The following is a 17,604-nucleotide window of genomic DNA, read 5'->3' as shown; positions in this document are numbered from 1 at the left end:
TAGACAAAGATATAGTCTTTTTAGTTAATTACATGTTATATATTATACCGTTATCTCTATGCAGTTGCCTTCCGGATCTAAAACAGCGCTCTCATAATATCCATCACCTGTAGTTCTTGGTTCACTTGCAATTGTAAAACCGTCTGCTCTCAATCGTTCAGTAAAAGCATCTACCTTATCTTTATTTCTTACCGATATTGCAAAATGAGCTAATCCTTTTAAGTTTTGTCTATTTACAGAATTTTTCATATCAGGAATATGCATTAACTCAATTCGAGTTTTATCTTCTCCAAAAGATAAAAAATATGACGTAAAATTTCTTTTAGGATTATTATACCTTTCGCTGCAAGTAACTTTAAAATATTTCATATAAAATTTTCGAATTAATTCTATATCATCAACCCAAATTGCTAAATGTTCAATTTTCATTACAGTATATTCTCTTAAGTTATAATACAAATATAATCCCTTGTCAATAATCAATAAATGATCTTCGTCAATTTCAAAAATATCCTGAAGGTTAAATAAAATACACTACTTTTAAGAACTTTATAAACTGCAATTATGAATGCAATACATAAACTCATAGATAAATATAAGGTCACTCTTTCTCCCCAATCAGTTGATCAGTTTATATCTATAGTAGAAAGAAAAAAGTATCAGAAAGATGAAATCATTTTAAAGCAGGGGCTAACAAGTCGTTATATGTATTTTATAGAACAGGGAATTATTCGTCAATTCTATTATAAAGAGGGAAGAGACATCACAGAACATTTTTCGTCTGAGGGAGATATTGCCGCTTGTATTGAAAGTCTATTTCTGAAAGAACCTTCACATATTAACATCGAAGCTATTGAAACCTCTATCATTTATCGTATTAATTATGAGAAATTTAAAATTTTATCTAACAAATACCCTGAAATCAATTGTTTATATCAGGCAATATTAGAATACAAATTAATTGTGTCACAAAAAAAAGCAGATTCATGGAGATTTGAAAACTCACATGACCGATATAAACGCTTTTGCAAAGAATTTCCTATTGTTTCAAAAAGAGTATCTATTGCACATATTGCTTCGTATTTGCTGATGACACCCGAAACTCTTAGCAGGGTCAGAGCCATAATTTAACGCTATATGAAAATTTAATTTTAGTTTATTTTATCTAACTCCTGATTATTTAGGGATAGTTATCTCTATCTAAGATATTTGCGATAAACTTATCTATTCGCATTGAACATAAATTATATGATTTCTGCAATAATTTTTATAAAATTGTAACTAAAATATATATGTTTGCATTAAATACAAAATGGTAATTCTATGAAAACAAAAATATCCAAAGCATTTAATGATTTAAAAATGTTAGGCATACGCGTCATCTTTACATTTATAATAATGCTTTTGTTATTTATTTCATTAAATATCTTAGCCTTCTGCTATCCTTTGTTATTTTCAAATTTAACCTACAAATCACTAATTTTTTCGTGCTTAGGCTCTCTTTGTATTGCAATCATTTTTATTGCTCTTGCCATGATTATTTATTACAGATACGCTATCAATCTGGGTTTAAATACCGCATATCCCTATTTAGAGCCTTTTTTCAGAAAAATATGCAATTCTGTTATCTCCAAGACTTACAATGCTTCATCTAAGAAATTGCTGACCAACACCAATGTAAAAAAAACTATTGATTGGAAAAATTCACTTAACCAGACTTATCAGGATAAGACTCCCTGGATATTAAAGGCTATTATTTCATACTTAATAAATAAAATCCCTTTTGTTTCTATATTAAACCAAAGTAAAGTCAAATTTGATTCGGGGAATTATTCGAAAGGAGAGTTTAATGAATTATTCTATTCAGAAGTGGATTCGTATATCAAGCAAACTTTTTTAAGTGGTTTTACACTTACGTGGATTTTAGGCCTTTTTATAATTAATTTAGTTATTCAGGCACTCTATTTATTTTTAATGGGTAACTTTTAAATACTGAAAAAAGAGCTAATTCATTAACTCTTTTTTCAATACTATATGTGTATAATTATTTCTTTAGAAAACAGGTTTTCAGCACAATGCTTGATCCGTCAATTTTACAATCCACTTCTTCAGGATTATCGGTCAAACGGATACTTTTCACTTTAGTACCTCTCTTAATTACCATAGATGAGCCTTTTACTTTTAAATCTTTTATAACCGTTACTGCATCCCCATCCTGTAATTCCGTACCATTACTATCCTTTGGAGTAGTATTATTTTCTGCTTCATCTCCGGACCACTCATAAAAACAATCCGGACAAACATAAGAAGTACCGTCAAAATACACATTTTCCATGGAACATTTCGGGCACGTTAAAACATCTGTCATTATATTTTTTTTAATTATTAGTATATTAAATTAAGGCTGCAAAGATAGATAATTTATCCAGCCTTTACAACTGCCGGTTCAAACGAACTGTCATACCATATAGGTGGTTCTTAAAAAGTAATACATATACTATTTTTAACATTATATTTTTAAAATAAATTTTATTTTCTATATTAAATATTCATAATTATAATAGTATATTTGTTTCTATTCATATTTAAATTTATGAAAGATCGTATAGTCATAAAGATTGGAAGCCAGGTACTCACACGTCCGGATGGATCATTGGATATTACTCAAATGTCCTGCATTGTTGATCAAATTGCTGATCTTCATAAAAAAAACAAGGAAATAATTCTTGTATCTTCCGGTGCAGTGGCTTCCGGAAAAAGTGAGCTAGAAACTATTTCCAAACTGGACAGCGTATCTTCCCGACAATTATATTCTGCTATCGGTCAGGTAAAACTAATCAATCGCTATTATGATTTATTTCGTCATCATGGAATTGTCTGCGGCCAGATACTTGCCACTAAAGAAGATTTTTCTACCCGACGTCATTATTTGAATCAGCGAAATTGCATGTCTGTCATGTTGGAAAACAGAGTGATTCCCATTGTTAATGAAAATGATGCTATCTCCGTTAATGAACTGATGTTTACAGATAATGATGAACTTTCAGGTTTGGTGGCAGCAATGATGCATTGTGACAAGCTATTAATTTTAAGTAATATTGACGGAATTTTTACAGGAGATCCTTCTCATCCGGAGTCCAGACTTATTCAAGAAATAGACACTTTGAAAGATGATATGGGAGCGTATATTCAACCTTCACGTTCTAAAACGGGACGAGGAGGAATGATAACCAAATACAATATAGCCCGAAGAGTAGCTGAAGAAGGTATTGAGGTTATTATAGCCAATGGAAAAACAAAAAATATAATTACAGACCTGATACAAGGAGAAAAAGTTACATCAACCCGATTTATTCCTTCAAAAAAAGAAACTTCCAGTGTAAAAAAATGGATTGCTCATTCCCAGGGATTTGCAAAAGGAGAAGTTCATATTAATTCTGGAGCAAAACAAGCTTTACTGAGTAATAAAGCTGTAAGTATACTACCTGTAGGAGTAACTCAAATATCAGGAAACTTTGAAGCAGATGATATTGTACTCATTATAGATGATCATGGAAAACAAATCGGTTTGGGCAGATCTTCCTATGACAATGTGAAAGCCACTGAACTAATAGGTCTGGCTAATAAAAAACCTATTGTACACTACGATTATCTTTATATAGAAAATAACCTATGATTTCCAGACTAAATAACCTGTTCGAAGATTCATTGCTGGCAAGCAGGCAGGTAAATCTCCTGAGTGATACTCAGATTAATGGCATCCTTAACAAACTCATTGAGGAAACCAAAAAAAATATTTCTTATTTACTAATTGAAAATCAAAAAGATTTGGATAGAATGTCTCGTTCTAATCCAAAATATGACCGGCTTTTACTTACTGAAGAACGAATTTTTAATATCATTAAAGATATTGAAAACGTAGTCTCACTACCAACTCCTTCTAATAAAAAACTTATGGGAAAAACGTTGGCTAACGGCTTAACAATTTCAAAAATTTCAGTTCCTTTCGGAGTAATCGGAATCATTTATGAAGCCAGGCCCAACGTATCCTTTGATATTTTCTCTTTATGCCTTAAATCTGGAAATGCCTGCATATTAAAAGGAGGTTCCGATGCCATAAATTCTAATACAGCTATCGTAAATATAATACGAAGAGTCATTGCAGATGAAGGTTATAATTCTGATATATGTACGCTGCTGCCTAATGAACGCTATGCTACTCAGGAATTAATGAATGCCAGAAACTATGTGGATCTGATTATTCCCAGAGGAGGTAAAGAACTCATAAATTTCGTTCGAGAAAATTCAAAAATTCCAATTATTGAAACCGGCGCAGGTGTGTGCCATACCTATTTTCATAAAGATGGAGATATTGAAAAAGGTGAAAATATAATTTTCAATGCCAAAACACGAAAAGTTAGTGTTTGCAATTCATTGGATTGTTTGGTCATAGATGAAGAACGAATTAAAGATTTACCTACATTATGTAAAAAACTTCAGGAAAAGAATGTCATTATTTATGCGGATAAGCTTTCTCACAAGGCTTTATATGATAGCTATCCAGCTGATTTATTAAAAGAAGCAAATGCGGAAAGTTATGGGACGGAATTTTTGGATTATAAAATGGCAATTAAGACCGTTACTTGTTTTGACGAGGCTATTCAACACATATCTTCTTACAGTTCCAAACATAGTGAAGCCATAATTAGTGAAAATGTAGAAATGATACATAAATTTGAAAGACTGATTGATGCTGCCTGCATATATTCAAATACCTCTACTGCTTTCACAGACGGAGCCCAATTCGGTCTGGGAGCTGAAATCGGTATCAGTACTCAAAAAATGCATGCCCGTGGCCCTATGGCCTTAGATGAACTGTGCACTTATAAATGGATCATTGAAGGCAATGGTCAGATACGAATATAAAAATACCCGATTGAAAATTTATGTATAAATTTTCAATCGGGTATTTTTATAATTTTAACTATTATATCTAACGTTATATTTTAATAAACCAGGCGGTACCCAGCCTTCCAAAAGTTACCTGATTTTGACCGTAAGACGTTCGCCATTGAACCAATACGTTTTGATCGCTCACTGAATAATCAGACATTTGAGCATTAGGACTAAATATAGATTTCCAAACAGGGAATAAGTCTGCAAAGTTTCCCCAGACATGGCTAAATGCATAATTATATTTAGAAGAATTATTCTTTTTGAATTCTATGTCCATACATTCAGCACAAGGTTTATTTATATAGAAATCTTTATTGCTGATACTTGTCGGAATATACCTTAAAACTATGACTCCTGGAGTAGACGATTCTTTTTTTTGAAGGAATACATATTTTCCTGAAGCACCTGCCACTTTATCAGCAAATTTTTTAGCATCTGCCCAATCTTCAGCAGCGAAGGGATCATTTATATTATCCTTTTTATTTGAGTTATTCGTGGAATTTGAAATTTTTGGTTTTTTGTATTTTTGTCCATAACCTCTCACCTGTGCCGGCAAAAAGCTTATGATAAAAATACTTGAGAGGGTTAAAAAAAATTTTTTCATTCGATTTTTAGCATTTTCTTAATAATAAACTACAAATTTTAAAGTTTATTGTCAAATATTGAACCAATTAACAAAAATATTATCTACTAACAAATTTAACTTTTTTTAAAATATTTATTTTTCGCTCTTTATTTATCAAATATAATAATTTTAGCATAATTTTTATTTTATTACATAATAAATGAATCTGAATTAAATCCTTTATTCATCTAATATTTTTTTTTAAAATTATCAGACTTGTTTCATTATTTTCTTAATACACATTAATTTTACTAAAATTAATTCAGTTAAAAAATTGAACGATAAAATATTAAATTCATTGTATAAAAATCACATTTTATATTTACTTAATATTTACATTTTATTAGCGTAAATTTTATTTTTTTGATATTGTAAACGAATTGCCAATATGTGCTCACAGGGTCCTTTTCTTAGACGATTCCTTTTAAAATGATCACAATCACATTGAGCATCAATTAATCGCTGATCATTATCTATTACAGATGAGGTATGAAATACTGAGTTTTTATCATATACTTCTGCGGTTAAAAATAATTTTTTGTCTTGTATTTTAAATTTTAGATTTTTAACTCTTCCTTCACTCACCAATTCTTCAGCTAACTTTTCCTGCTCCGAGGTAAAGCGTAAATCCTCTATATCTAGTGGCTTGTTGGATAATTCACGAATTCTGTACACACCCGAGTTCAAATCATAAATTACATTTCCCGCTTGTGTATAAGAAGTCAATACTGATTGAACTACGGAAGAATGTAAATTTAATTTTTCAGCTAAGTGTTGAGATGTGTCAAACCAGCTTTCTTTAAGTTTATTGAAAACTCTTTTTTTTGTCAGTATATCCACTTCGTTTCTTGGAGCCATTAAATCGAAATTTCCTAACCTGCTCCAATCATTAGCCGTCCAGCCTGAAAGTCCTAACGTAAAAGACATATCCCCTAAATCCGCCACGTAAAACGAAGGCATTCCCGACCCCAGTAAAAAAACCTTAAAACTCTTAGCTATAGGTATCAATCGTTCTAAAATAAATAACCGTCTTCGGCCCCATACACGTATATCTTTTTTACTGTCCCCATGGTAAACCGATCTGTAAAATGTCAAAATTTTACCCCAGGGTTCTATTACCAATCTAACAGGCTTATCAGGTTCTAATAAAAAACGTAAAGCTCTCGGACCTTCTTTTTCTTTGAACCTTCTCAGATACTGGCAAATGCTATAAATATCCATAGGATGCAAATTGAAAACGGCTGAAGGTAATGTCATGGCTGTGCTTACCTGCAAAAAACCTCTCACCCAGGAATCGGGCAAATCTATTTTAATTTCCTTGTAAACCTCTTCATAAGTCGTTTTCATTTCAAAACCGGAAGAATCTATACTAAACTGTGTATCTTTATATCCTCTTATTTTTTGAAACTCACCATATAATTCTGCGGAATAATCAATATTCGTTGTACCGCATTTAAATTCGTTTATTTCATTAAAAACATTATAATTACAGCTTAATTTTCCATAGGAAGATTCATCCTGACTGAAACATTCAAAAAAAACTTCATCGGGATGTACGGTTATAACGGGATCTAAAACATACCATGCATCGGGATCATTTTGATACAAATAATCAAAGTATTTCTGTTTAGCCTGATTGAAAGGAGCCAAGACTTTATTTTTTTCTTCGTATAATTCTGAAAGTTCTTTTTTAATTTCATTTATACGAAACCGTACTTCTTCAATTTCAAACTCAGCCATATATTCCCCTAACCAAATCTTTTCCTGCTCCGCTACCCAGGCTTTATACTCTGTTTTGTCTTTAGGCTTGAATCGTAAATCTGAAACCACTACGTCATGCAATGCAGAAATAGCTTCTCTAAAAGCTACTTTTTTATTTAATTTACCTGTAAAAAAAGTAGGTTCTCGAAGTAAATCCGGAGCAAAACTCATTTTTGTTCCGGCAGAAGAGTTATCTATGGATGTATTGCCTGTATATTTATAATCTACTATCATAATTTCTAATTTTTAACTTCCAGATTCATATCTATGTGAGGATACAAGCTTTTAATATTTGTCAAAATATCGATGCAGGTGGCTCTATCCTGTATGGTTGACTGAGCAGATAAAAAATCTAAAAGCGGAGTGACTATTTTAGCTGTTTCATAATCTTTAATTGATTCCTGATGCAAAAATTTAAATATTCTGTTTTTAGCAACTCTTGCTTTATTTACCTGTGAAAGCGTTGTCTGAAAATAATTAGTTAGCTGACCGATTATTTCCGGCCTGCCGGCTACGTATTGATTTAAATAACCAGTTATAAACGCCTGCACCTGTACACTCGGATGCTCACTTAAACGGGTTAAAAACTTTATATCCCAATTGGATCCGGAATATATCTTTATTAACTCTTTTCCAAAATTTTCAACATCCGGGCGAATTGAATCTATAATACTCAAAAGAGTATCCATGTCCCAGTCAGATTCATTGAATTCAGATCTGAAAAACTCAAAAGCATAATTTCGGGTATCCTCCCATCTGGAATTAAGCAAATTAAGCGCTTTTGTTTTTTCGGTTTTTATACGGCTTATATTTTCTTTATAATAATTCCAACACCATTGTCTTAAAGCCAGAATTTCATGATTTCCGAATGAAATAATCTGTTTCAGTGTAAAATCATCTGACTTTTTATAATTTAAAAGAATTTCATATCCAGTTATTTGACTTTTACGATATTGCGAATGAATAAGTTTAGTAATATCTTTTGGAGCTAATCCTTCGTTCCAATTAGATTTTAACTCATTAGTAACAAATGAGTTAATATATGCATGTGCTCCGGAAAACTTCTCCTTTCTCATAAGTACATAAACTAAATAACGCAAGGCTGTATTAGCGGTTGTTTTGCTATAACGTATCAGTTGAACCAAACGAGATACCATTTCTTTTACTACTTCTTCATATTGAGACTCCGTGTGACTTAAAATAAAATTAATATTATTAACGAGATAGGTATCCGAATATTTTTTCAATAATAAGAGGCCATTTGATCTTATGTCTTTATTTTCATACTTGAGAAATGAATCAATTAAAGATAATGGTAAATCAATTATGTCTTTATTTTCATATTTTTTCATGATGATTGAACTGGCTAATATATGGTTAGCTTTCAACGTTGATGAAAACAACTGCTCTAAAATCTGCCAGTTAATACAATCGTATTCAGTAGAAGCCAAACTATTAAGCCTGGAAATTACTTCTTCAGCAATATCATTATTTTCTTTACTATCTGACAAAATGAGCAATTCGGCAATGGTCTTACCTATCAGTGCTTTTTTTCGTTCTGTCTCAAATGATGTACTATGAAGCAGAATGTTGATCTCTTCTTTAAAATCTTTTACTGAATTAAACAATACCAGTAATGTAAACTCAATCGATTCGAAATAGTATTTTGTGTTGGACTGTACATTTTCATATGCCCAGCTCCTTGAAATGGCTGATTTAGAATTTAAAACTTTAGCAATAAATTCTCTGTCTTCTTTAAAATCATTTTCTTTATTTTCAATAATTCTTTGTCCAAAATTATTAGGTATATAAAAATCACTGTTTAATAAATCTAATATATCGTCTTTATTTAATCGCTGTAAGAGATCATGATACTGCGGATGAGCTGACAAATTATTTAAGGCAAATTGATGGATAAGAGTCATCTTTGCTTTGAATAATAATTGTATGTAAGCCTGAGGATACTGATCCCAGTATTCCGGATAAAGTTCATTTCTTACCCATACAGCTGATAAAACCGGTTCTTCAAATTCATCATCACTTATGTTTTCTACGGGCTCAACTTCAAAGGATTCTGTAATATTCTCATCCCTATCTTCCGGTTCGTCATCATGTTCCGAAAGTAAATTATTTTCTGGTCTTAATTCTTTTTCACCTCCTAATATATTTTTAAAAAAGTTTTTGATTGTTCCAACTATTCCTTTGTCAGAATCATTGTTTAAACTTTCCTGCAGAACAAACTCCTCTTCTTCTTCTTCTGAACTTTCCATTGTATTTTCTAAAAAATCTTCCTCATGTTCTGAAATCTGAGATGTAAAATAATAACTGCGACTATATGCTTCTCTTTTACCTTTTATAAACCTTGAATGATTATTTAAATACACCTGAGGCGAATGACCAAATAAAATGGTAAATAATAAAACGGATTCTGAACACTCCGGATAATCAATCAAAGTATAACGATAAATTTCTTTATCATAATCATAAATACCATAATTAGATACCGGTATTTCTTGTTCTGGAGAATAATCCGATTCTGTATACTGCAACAAAAGATTTACTGCTAATTTTAAGTATTCGTTCTTTCCATCTTTGGCTGTATTTTTGAGAAAATACAGAGCATTTTTCCGAAAATAAGTTTGGGTTTGTTTTGAAAATGCCTGTTTTGCAATTTCTTCTCCACCCACGTCTATACTAAGCAGATAATCTGTTTTGACTGAATCAAAGCCATCATAGTAAGATGCGTTAAAACTACCTTGCTCTTTTTCTATCCGATATGATAATACTGCTACTACCGGATAATCATTCCTAGCCTGTGCCAGTTTATATACAGAACGGATTTGTTTAAAACAGGGAGGCTGAAACTTGCAGATTGTAAAAAATTTCAAAAAATAATCGGTTAATACCGGCCTAATCTTATTAAGTTGATAAAGGACTGTTAAATAAGTTAATTTATCTTTTTCATAATCCTTTAAAAGCTCCTGATAAAGAGCTTCATAATCTTTAATCTGCCAGTAATATTTTATTTCTGCCGAAACTCTCTGTAATAGTTTTTCCTCCATCTCCAAGAGTTCATTTTCACCTGCAATAGTTAAAAACCCTTCGATGGCTATATTTCTGATATATTCCTTTTTATTCGAAAAAGAATAGTGATAGAATAACTCTTTGGCTTCTACTGATTTTAATTTATTTAATGCCCATAATGAAGCATAGGTCTGCATCTCATCTCCTTTAAAAACAAGCTTAATGATAAAAGGTATTGCCTGCTTTATATTATAACAGCCTGCTTTCCATATCACCCGACTGGTTTTCCATGGTGTATTGAAACTCTGAGTTCCGTTAACAGCATCTTGTAACCTATGCAGTATAATTCCTTCTTTTGAATCCGGAAATACTCTTTCAGAAATAGATAGCTCTGTTTTATGTTCTTTTTCCGGAAGGTACCCCTTATTTAATTTTTCTTTTTCTACTGCAAGAAATATTTTTTCCGCCTCATTGTGAGAAACAACTTCCGGCGTTTTAGTTCCTTCTTTGAGTCTGCTTCCTCTTTTTCCATACCGAAAATTCACCAGGTATTCTGATGCGGTTAATTCTAACAGTTCAATTTCATAAACTTTATTAGAATTCCCTTCATTGAAATATAATTTACTTATCTTAACTAGTTTCATTTATCTACTATTTATAATTAAAAAATATCCCACCAGTCCTGGCTGTCATTTTCTTCTTTTTGATTAGTCTCTGGTTTTGTTATAGAAGCTGTTGTTTTTTCCGTAGTATCATTTGAGTTATATTTTTGACACGATATTTCCGGATATCCCTGTTTCTTTATTATGGTTGCTAATTTTTCTGCAAATTCTTTACCTTTTTCCGGATTAACCATTTTAACAAAACGAATATATCCTTCCACTGCATGAATAAGATGGACAGCATTTCCCCACTTCTGATCTTTCCATCCGTTTAAATTTAAGTTGTGTAATAAGGCTCTGAAATTTCTTAATTTTTTTCTCTCTATATTTAATTTTCGATTGACCACTATTCCGGTGACCATTTGTAAATTCCCTTTTCTCATGATATGAGTTTTTTCCGGATGAACCTTAAACCCTTCTTCTACAACTATTTGATTTACAAAAAATAGTAATTGACGGATATTTTTTTGATTTTCATTGGTTGTAGAAAAACTTAAATCATCTGCATAACGGGTGTAAGTAAAATTCAGTCGCTCTGCTAATCCTTTAATTCGTTTATCAAGCTTGTAGGCTATCAAATTACTGATTGCAGGGCTTGCAGGTGAACCCTGAGGCAGAAATCGGGCTCCTTTCTGAACATGATAAGTAACTCCGTCCATGTTCACCTCATAGGTATCTGATTGCGTACATACCAGTGCCAACATTGTTGAAATTTGTTCGGAATATCCCAGTTTATTAAATAGTCCTTTAACTCTTTTGTATTCTATTGATGGAAAAAAATCTTTTAAATCCATGTTGATTACAATATCTTTATTTACATGCGGTTGAGCATTTGATACTATGGATTTTCCCTGAATAAATCCATGCACGTAATCATTTACAGGAATATTTTTTAAAATTTTATCAAGCACCTGAAGCTGAAGTGCTTTAATCTTTGGTTTAGGAGCTGAAATTTTTCTTTTTCCTCCCGATTTTTTAGGTAATTCAAATGTATGATAGTGGTTTATGGTAGAAACCTTTCGCTGATATAATAAATATCGTAATGACGGTAAATCAGTTTCCATATATCCAGCAAATTCAACTACTGAATGAAATACGGGTAAATTAAATTTTTTTAAAGAATTAACATTCGGCTCTGTATTATTTAGGCCTTTAGATACTTGTTTTCCTAAAAAGAGAACCTGTTCCTGTTGAAGTTTCTGCCATCGTTCGGCCTTTTCCAACGCTTTTAATTTATTATTCTGACGGGTAATTTCTCTTTTTTCTTTTGCATTTTTCATGCGCACCTTTCGCATGGACTTAAGCATGCTCAGCTGATCACTGTATTGTTTATTTTTATCCAGTAATTGGTTGAGCTCCTGAAGTAATCTGGTTTCATTTTCAATGAAGATTTCCGGAATTTGAGGACTATCTGTTTTTTCCCAAAATCCTAATCGCTGCATTTCCTCTAAAATATAACTATCTTTAGATGTAGCTCTGATTCGGTCGTAAATTTGCTGTTTCGTTAGTTTTTCAGACATAAGCCTTTTCTATAATTAATGATCATAAAAATAAAAGCCCTGTTTTATTTATCAATAAAATAGGGCTTTCAGGTTAAAAAACCTTCGTATTTTCTAAGGACTATATCAATCAACTCCAGAGAGTAACTACTATACGTATGGTTAAACTCGTGGAGAGGAGAACCGTAACCATACGTATAGTAGTTACTCTCCCCATAAAGATTGCAGGTAGTGCCGAATGTCTAGCAATAGCTCACCGATGACGATACATCATCTTTTTCTTATTCAGAAAAGCAAGGTATTTTTTTAACCCTGAACAAATATAGTATTTTATGTGAAATTAAACAATAAAATCTGAATTAATTTATCAAATACTATGATTTTTACAAATTTATTACAACTCTTGTGTTAATTTATTCTTTATTTTGAGGAATTTAGGTTAACATCTAATTTGTTGTAGAAACATCAATATCGTTATCCCAAAATATGTGAAGCATCCATTACTATTTTCACAAAAAATAAAATAGAAACTACATAAACAGTCGGAGTTACTTCTTTGTATTTTCCTGTAAATACTTTGAGTAACATATAACTAAGCATTCCGTATACGATACCTTCTGCTATGCTGTATGTAAAAGGCATAAAGGCTATAGTTAAAAATGCAGGTAATCCTTCGGTAATATCCGTAAAGTTTATTTTAACTACCGAAGATATCATAAACAGCCCTACAATAATCAATGCGGGTGCTGTAGCAGCTGCGGGAACCATTAAAAACAAAGGAGCCAGAAATAAAGCTAAAATAAACATTAATGCAGTTCCTACAGCTGTCAATCCTGTTCTTCCACCGGAAGCTACTCCGGAAGCACTTTCTACATAAGAAGTAATGGTACTGGTTCCTAAAATGGCTCCCACAGTGGTTCCTAATGCATCGGAAAACAATGCTTTTTTCATTTGCGGAAAGTTTCCTTCTTCATCGGTTAATCCTATTTTAGATACTACTCCGATTAAAGTACCTACCGTGTCGAATAAATTGACAAACAAAAAAGTAAAAACCACTAACAACATATCAATTGAAAAAATCTGTTTCCATCCCTGGGCAGTCATCATAGGCTCTATGGCTTTACCAAAAATAGGTTCGATTGACGGTGGTAAACTGATTAGAGAAGTTTCAGGCAAAGCAACATCTCCCAGAATAAAACCGAATAGACTTGCTACTACGATTCCCACTAATATGGCTCCGTTGATGTTTCTTGCAAACAAAACAGCCGTTACTAATAATCCGGTAAATGCCATCCATACTGAATGCTGGGAAAAATCTCCCAAACTTACTAAGGTATTGGGATTAGATACAATAATTCCTGCTCCTTTTAAACCAATTAGAGTAATGAACAACCCAATACCGGCAGGTATGGCTTCTTTCAAAACTTTCGGTATGCTCTTAACAATTAACTCCCTGATATTAAAAAATGTTAAAAGAATAAATATAATTCCTTCTATAAATACCGCTGTAAGGGCAAACTGCCAGGAATATCCCAAACCTAAAACTACTGAAAAGGCAAAAAAACTGTTCAACCCCATACCTGGTCCTTGTGCAATCGGAAGTTTGGCAAATATACCCATTAGCAAGGTAGCAAAAATAGTTGCTATTGCTGTAGTTGTAAATAAGGCTTCTTTATCCATCCCTGTTTCCGATAATATACTGGGATTTACTATGAGAATGTACGACATGGTAAGAAAGGTTATTAAACCAGCCGTCAGTTCTTTTTTTATGGTAGTATTGTTCTCTTTTAGCTGAAAATAGCTACTTATTAAGGTACGCATGATAATTAGTTAAAATTTAGTTTAGTTTTTTGTGGCAAAAGTAAGAACAAAAAATTAATCGTTTTAGTAATTGCGTATTTAAATAAAGAAAAAGATGGAAAATTCCATCTTTTTCTTTAAAAATAAGTAGTATGTACACAGTACATGTCATTTATATTTTTACATTCACTTGATTTAATTTAGCAGCTCTTCTTCGCTCAACTTCAGGTTTTTTAACATAATTCATTAATATTATACTCAGATAGTACAGAACTGCTAGAAATATAAGAATTCCCTGTGCTTTAAGCTGAGCAATACCCAACGCTACAATTAACGGACCGACAAAACTGGATAATCCTGCGCCTAAATTGATCATGGTTATCGTAGCTCCTTTATATTCAGGTTCTAAGGAAGGAACTAAAGCAGTGAGCGGGGCAAATCCTGCGATGAAGGCTCCGTATAATGCTCCTACCACCATCATTGCTATAAAATTACCCTCAAAAAACGGAGGCGCAAAAGCCATAAGAAGTAAGACAGTTCCACATCCGAAACCTCCAAAAATCTGAACAGCTTTACCCCAACCGATTTTATCGCCTACTATTCCCCAAAAAATATTGAAAAATATATTGACAAAGAATACTAAGGCCCATATCTGAAGCCATTGTTCGGTACTTATTCCATACTGTGACAAAAACAGAGGATAAAATACCGGCATTGCAAACTGTGAAGTTCCATTAATTAGACGAACTAATCCCCCCACTCCTACTCTCGGATTCTTTTTAATTATGGTAATTCCACTCAGTAATATTTTGAGTTGTTCTTTGTATCCTATATTTCCGTGAATACTTCCTTTAACTGCCACACAAATAATGACCACTCCTATCAAAACCCATATCAAAGCGCTCCATAGTAACCCTATACTTCCTATGATTGGCATCATAAAAGAAGCGAATAGATTGGATACTACATATAAGCCTCCGGTAAAGGCTACAAAGAACCATCCTACAGCTGTGGCAAGTGTTTCGGGTTTATTTTTATAGGTTATCCAAACCAGATAGGAGTAACAAAATAACGGATATCCAAACCCACGAACGCAATAGGTAGGTATCATAATGGCAAAACTCATCGTAGGCAGGGCAACCAGTAAAAATAACAACTGACCGACAATCCATAGTAGAGCACCTACCAGCATGGTTTTCCGCGGCCCCCAGGCTTCCGCTAAAACACCCGAAAACCAAGCCCCTATCGCCACAGCTATTCCATAAATTGAAATTAAAGTAGCTGTTTCTTCTACCACCATACCTTTATCTATAAGAAACGGCGATATCCAAGCCTGCTCCAGTCCGTCCCCTACAATAAAGAATAAAACACCTACCAATCCCCAGATTAAATCTACATTTAGCCCTAACACTGTTTTACCTGAACTCTGAACTGTCGTATATGAACTATTTTTTTCCATAAGATCTTCTTTTTTGTTAAATATTAGTGAATAGGAATCCTAAGCGAGATTCATATCTCACTGATAATGATAAGTTTAATAGTTAATTAAATCTTATCAATTAACTGGATTCAAATTCTTTTTTTTGGTTTTATGAGAAAAACATTCCTCCATCTATGTTTATGGTTTGACCTGTAATATACGATGCATCTTCAGAGGCTAAAAATGCGATTAATCCGGATACGTCTTCTGGCTGTCCTGCTCTTCCTAAAGGTATCCCTTGCACCCATTCGGCCATCAGTTCTCCTTTTTGATATTTCTTTTTTTCTGTGCTTAAGATTTGCCCCCAAACTCTGTCGTTATATTCCCACATATCTGTAACGATAATTCCCGGACAAAACGCATTTACAGTTATGCTATGTGGAGCCAGCTCTAAAGCTAAGCTTTGTGTTATTCCTATTACTCCCATTTTACTGGCGGCATAATGCGGAGTATAAATAAATCCTTTTCTTCCCTGCCCGGAAGAAGAATTGATTAATCGTCCACCAGTCCCCTGCTTAACCATATATTTGGCGGCTTCTCTACAGCAAAGCCATACTCCTGTCGTATTTACTGCCAGCACTTTATCGAATTCATCTCTTGTCATTTTATCAAAATGTTCAATGGTAATGATTCCGGCATTTTGTACAGATATGTCAATGGTTTTGAAATGTTTTGCAGCTTCTGCATATAAATTTTTCACCTCATCCTCTTGGGTTACATCCACTAGAACGGGAAGTGTTTGCACATTATATTTTTGAGCCATTTTTTCTGAAGTTTCATAGACCTTTTTATCTATCGAAGCCATTACAAGGTTAGCTCCGTCTTCAGCAAATCGTTGTGCTATTCCTTCACCGATACCTCGATCGGCTCCGGTTATAACAATGGTTTTGCCTTTAAATTCGTCAGAAGTTCTTGTTTTATTTCTCATAATTTCATGGTTTGTAATTAGTATGATTAAACAATAGCAAGTAGTATTATTTAACCTAAGCTGTGATTTTAGTTTTTGTTTTTTTGTTTATTTGATGGTATATCCTCCATCAACCAATAAATCGTGTCCTGTAATCATTCCTGCACCACCGGAACACAAAAAAGCTATAGGTGCCGCTATTTCATCTGTCTCTGCAAAACGTCCGGATGGTATTTCTTTCTTAAAAGCATCTCCTGCCGGGCCGTCCCATGCTTTATGTCCCATTTCGGTTAATACCACCGTTGGTGAAACGGAATTGACTCTGATGCCGTATTTCCCCCATTCATATGCTAGTATTTTAGTCATGGAGATTACACCTGCCTTAGTCACGCTATATGCTACGTGTCTGTCCAAAGCTATGGTTCCAGCCTGTGAAGCTATATTTACTATGGAACCGCAAACATTATTATCTACCATGTAGCGGGCTACTTCCTGATTCATTTTAAAGGTTCCCATGATATTAACCGCTATTAAATCCTCCCAATCTTTATCCTGTACATCTAAGGCTGCATCTAAAGCTACCATTCCGGCACAGTTAACCAGGATATCTATTTTCCCAAACTTTTCTAACGCTTTCTTTATAAGATTTTTTCTGTCTGAGTCTTTAGTCACGTCTATTTGAACTCCTAAACAGTTTTCTCCGAATTCTTCTGCCGTTTTATAGACATCTTGTTTGAAATCTCCTATAACCACTTTCACTCCTTTTTTAATAAAAAGACTGGTGGTTGCTTTTCCAATTCCATTGGCTCCTCCGGTAATAATTGCTACTTGTCCTTCCAGTGAAAAATCGGCATCTGCCCCATAATATTTTAACATAATCTAAGATTTTA

General features: G+C 33.0%; 14 protein-coding genes. 4 read left to right on the top strand and 10 right to left on the bottom strand.

Going from position 1 to position 17,604, the window contains the following annotated elements; all coding sequences use genetic code 11:
• Window positions 1–42: 42 nt before the first annotated feature.
• On the bottom strand, window positions 43–429 hold the full coding sequence (locus tag EQ921_RS12670; RefSeq protein WP_128331909.1) for a VOC family protein: 387 nt from the start codon (window positions 427–429) through the stop codon (window positions 43–45).
• A gap of 135 nt (window positions 430–564) precedes the next feature.
• On the opposite strand from EQ921_RS12670, the gene EQ921_RS12665 reads away from it, so the two are divergent.
• Window positions 565–1,131, top strand: a complete 567-nt coding sequence (locus EQ921_RS12665) for a Crp/Fnr family transcriptional regulator (RefSeq protein ID WP_128331908.1) — start codon at window positions 565–567, stop codon at window positions 1,129–1,131.
• Window positions 1,132–1,323: 192 nt separating this feature from the next.
• The gene (locus tag EQ921_RS12660; RefSeq protein WP_128331907.1) at window positions 1,324–1,989 is read left to right on the top strand and encodes a hypothetical protein; all 666 of its coding nucleotides are present in this window, start codon (window positions 1,324–1,326) and stop codon (window positions 1,987–1,989) included.
• Between the two features lie 55 nt (window positions 1,990–2,044).
• On the opposite strand, the gene EQ921_RS12655 is transcribed toward EQ921_RS12660, so the two are convergent.
• Window positions 2,045–2,368 (bottom strand): zinc ribbon domain-containing protein YjdM, encoded by a 324-nt coding sequence (locus tag EQ921_RS12655; RefSeq protein ID WP_128152013.1) that lies wholly within the window; start codon window positions 2,366–2,368, stop codon window positions 2,045–2,047.
• A 225-nt stretch (window positions 2,369–2,593) separates the two neighbouring features.
• Between EQ921_RS12655 and proB the strand changes: the two genes are divergently transcribed.
• Both proB and EQ921_RS12645 read left to right on the top strand, forming a co-directional pair.
• A complete protein-coding gene (gene proB, locus EQ921_RS12650) occupies window positions 2,594–3,676 on the top strand; it encodes a glutamate 5-kinase (protein WP_128331906.1) in 1,083 nt (360 codons plus the stop codon).
• Window positions 3,673–4,926, top strand: a complete 1,254-nt coding sequence (locus EQ921_RS12645; RefSeq protein ID WP_128331905.1) for a glutamate-5-semialdehyde dehydrogenase — start codon at window positions 3,673–3,675, stop codon at window positions 4,924–4,926. The genes proB and EQ921_RS12645 overlap by 4 nt, the downstream gene beginning before the upstream one ends.
• Window positions 4,927–4,999: 73 nt before the next feature.
• Here EQ921_RS12645 and EQ921_RS12640 read toward each other — a convergent pair whose 3' ends face one another.
• The 8 genes from EQ921_RS12640 to EQ921_RS12605 all read right to left on the bottom strand — a co-directional run bounded on the left by EQ921_RS12640 (window position 5,000) and on the right by EQ921_RS12605 (window position 17,590).
• On the bottom strand, window positions 5,000–5,560 hold the full coding sequence (locus EQ921_RS12640; protein WP_128152007.1) for a hypothetical protein: 561 nt from the start codon (window positions 5,558–5,560) through the stop codon (window positions 5,000–5,002).
• Window positions 5,561–5,914: 354 nt separating this feature from the next.
• Window positions 5,915–7,576 carry an SWIM zinc finger family protein gene (locus EQ921_RS12635; RefSeq protein WP_128331904.1) on the bottom strand — a complete coding sequence of 554 codons (1,662 nt, stop codon included), beginning with the start codon at window positions 7,574–7,576 and terminating at the stop codon, window positions 5,915–5,917.
• A 5-nt stretch (window positions 7,577–7,581) separates the two neighbouring features.
• On the bottom strand, window positions 7,582–11,010 hold the full coding sequence (locus EQ921_RS12630; RefSeq protein ID WP_128331903.1) for a WGR domain-containing protein: 3,429 nt from the start codon (window positions 11,008–11,010) through the stop codon (window positions 7,582–7,584).
• Window positions 11,011–11,027: 17 nt separating this feature from the next.
• The gene (locus EQ921_RS12625) at window positions 11,028–12,548 is read right to left on the bottom strand and encodes a retron St85 family RNA-directed DNA polymerase (RefSeq protein WP_128331902.1); all 1,521 of its coding nucleotides are present in this window, start codon (window positions 12,546–12,548) and stop codon (window positions 11,028–11,030) included.
• Between the two features lie 453 nt (window positions 12,549–13,001).
• Window positions 13,002–14,348 carry an NCS2 family permease gene (locus EQ921_RS12620; RefSeq protein ID WP_128331901.1) on the bottom strand — a complete coding sequence of 449 codons (1,347 nt, stop codon included), beginning with the start codon at window positions 14,346–14,348 and terminating at the stop codon, window positions 13,002–13,004.
• A 151-nt stretch (window positions 14,349–14,499) separates the two neighbouring features.
• The gene (locus EQ921_RS12615) at window positions 14,500–15,786 is read right to left on the bottom strand and encodes an MFS transporter (protein ID WP_128151995.1); all 1,287 of its coding nucleotides are present in this window, start codon (window positions 15,784–15,786) and stop codon (window positions 14,500–14,502) included.
• Between the two features lie 130 nt (window positions 15,787–15,916).
• Window positions 15,917–16,735 (bottom strand): SDR family oxidoreductase, encoded by an 819-nt coding sequence (locus EQ921_RS12610; RefSeq protein ID WP_128331900.1) that lies wholly within the window; start codon window positions 16,733–16,735, stop codon window positions 15,917–15,919.
• An 87-nt stretch (window positions 16,736–16,822) separates the two neighbouring features.
• Entirely contained in the window at window positions 16,823–17,590 is a 768-nt protein-coding gene (locus tag EQ921_RS12605; protein ID WP_128151991.1) for a GolD/DthD family dehydrogenase, read from the bottom strand.
• Window positions 17,591–17,604: the final 14 nt, after the last annotated feature.

This window comes from Apibacter sp. HY039 (assembly GCF_004023655.1).
GTDB classification, from domain to species: Bacteria; Bacteroidota; Bacteroidia; order Flavobacteriales; family Weeksellaceae; genus Apibacter; species Apibacter raozihei.
The sequence above is the reverse complement of the archived record's forward strand: the minus strand, read 5'-3'. Positions and strand labels throughout refer to the sequence as shown.

Bases quoted from the DNA above. Each gene is read 5' to 3' on its own strand.
- EQ921_RS12660 (WP_128331907.1), top strand. From the start codon at position 1,324: ATGAAAACAAAAATATCCAAAGCATTTAATGATTTAAAAATGTTAGGC.
- EQ921_RS12620 (WP_128331901.1), bottom strand. From the start codon at position 14,348: ATGCGTACCTTAATAAGTAGCTATTTTCAGCTAAAAGAGAACAATACT.
- EQ921_RS12605 (WP_128151991.1), bottom strand. From the start codon at position 17,590: ATGTTAAAATATTATGGGGCAGATGCCGATTTTTCACTGGAAGGACAA.
- proB (WP_128331906.1), top strand. From the start codon at position 2,594: ATGAAAGATCGTATAGTCATAAAGATTGGAAGCCAGGTACTCACACGT.
- EQ921_RS12610 (WP_128331900.1), bottom strand. From the start codon at position 16,735: ATGAGAAATAAAACAAGAACTTCTGACGAATTTAAAGGCAAAACCATT.
- EQ921_RS12635 (WP_128331904.1), bottom strand. From the start codon at position 7,576: ATGATAGTAGATTATAAATATACAGGCAATACATCCATAGATAACTCT.
- EQ921_RS12630 (WP_128331903.1), bottom strand. From the start codon at position 11,010: ATGAAACTAGTTAAGATAAGTAAATTATATTTCAATGAAGGGAATTCT.
- EQ921_RS12655 (WP_128152013.1), bottom strand. From the start codon at position 2,368: ATGACAGATGTTTTAACGTGCCCGAAATGTTCCATGGAAAATGTGTAT.
- EQ921_RS12645 (WP_128331905.1), top strand. From the start codon at position 3,673: ATGATTTCCAGACTAAATAACCTGTTCGAAGATTCATTGCTGGCAAGC.
- EQ921_RS12670 (WP_128331909.1), bottom strand. From the start codon at position 429: ATGAAAATTGAACATTTAGCAATTTGGGTTGATGATATAGAATTAATT.
- EQ921_RS12625 (WP_128331902.1), bottom strand. From the start codon at position 12,548: ATGTCTGAAAAACTAACGAAACAGCAAATTTACGACCGAATCAGAGCT.
- EQ921_RS12665 (WP_128331908.1), top strand. From the start codon at position 565: ATGAATGCAATACATAAACTCATAGATAAATATAAGGTCACTCTTTCT.
- EQ921_RS12640 (WP_128152007.1), bottom strand. From the start codon at position 5,560: ATGAAAAAATTTTTTTTAACCCTCTCAAGTATTTTTATCATAAGCTTT.
- EQ921_RS12615 (WP_128151995.1), bottom strand. From the start codon at position 15,786: ATGGAAAAAAATAGTTCATATACGACAGTTCAGAGTTCAGGTAAAACA.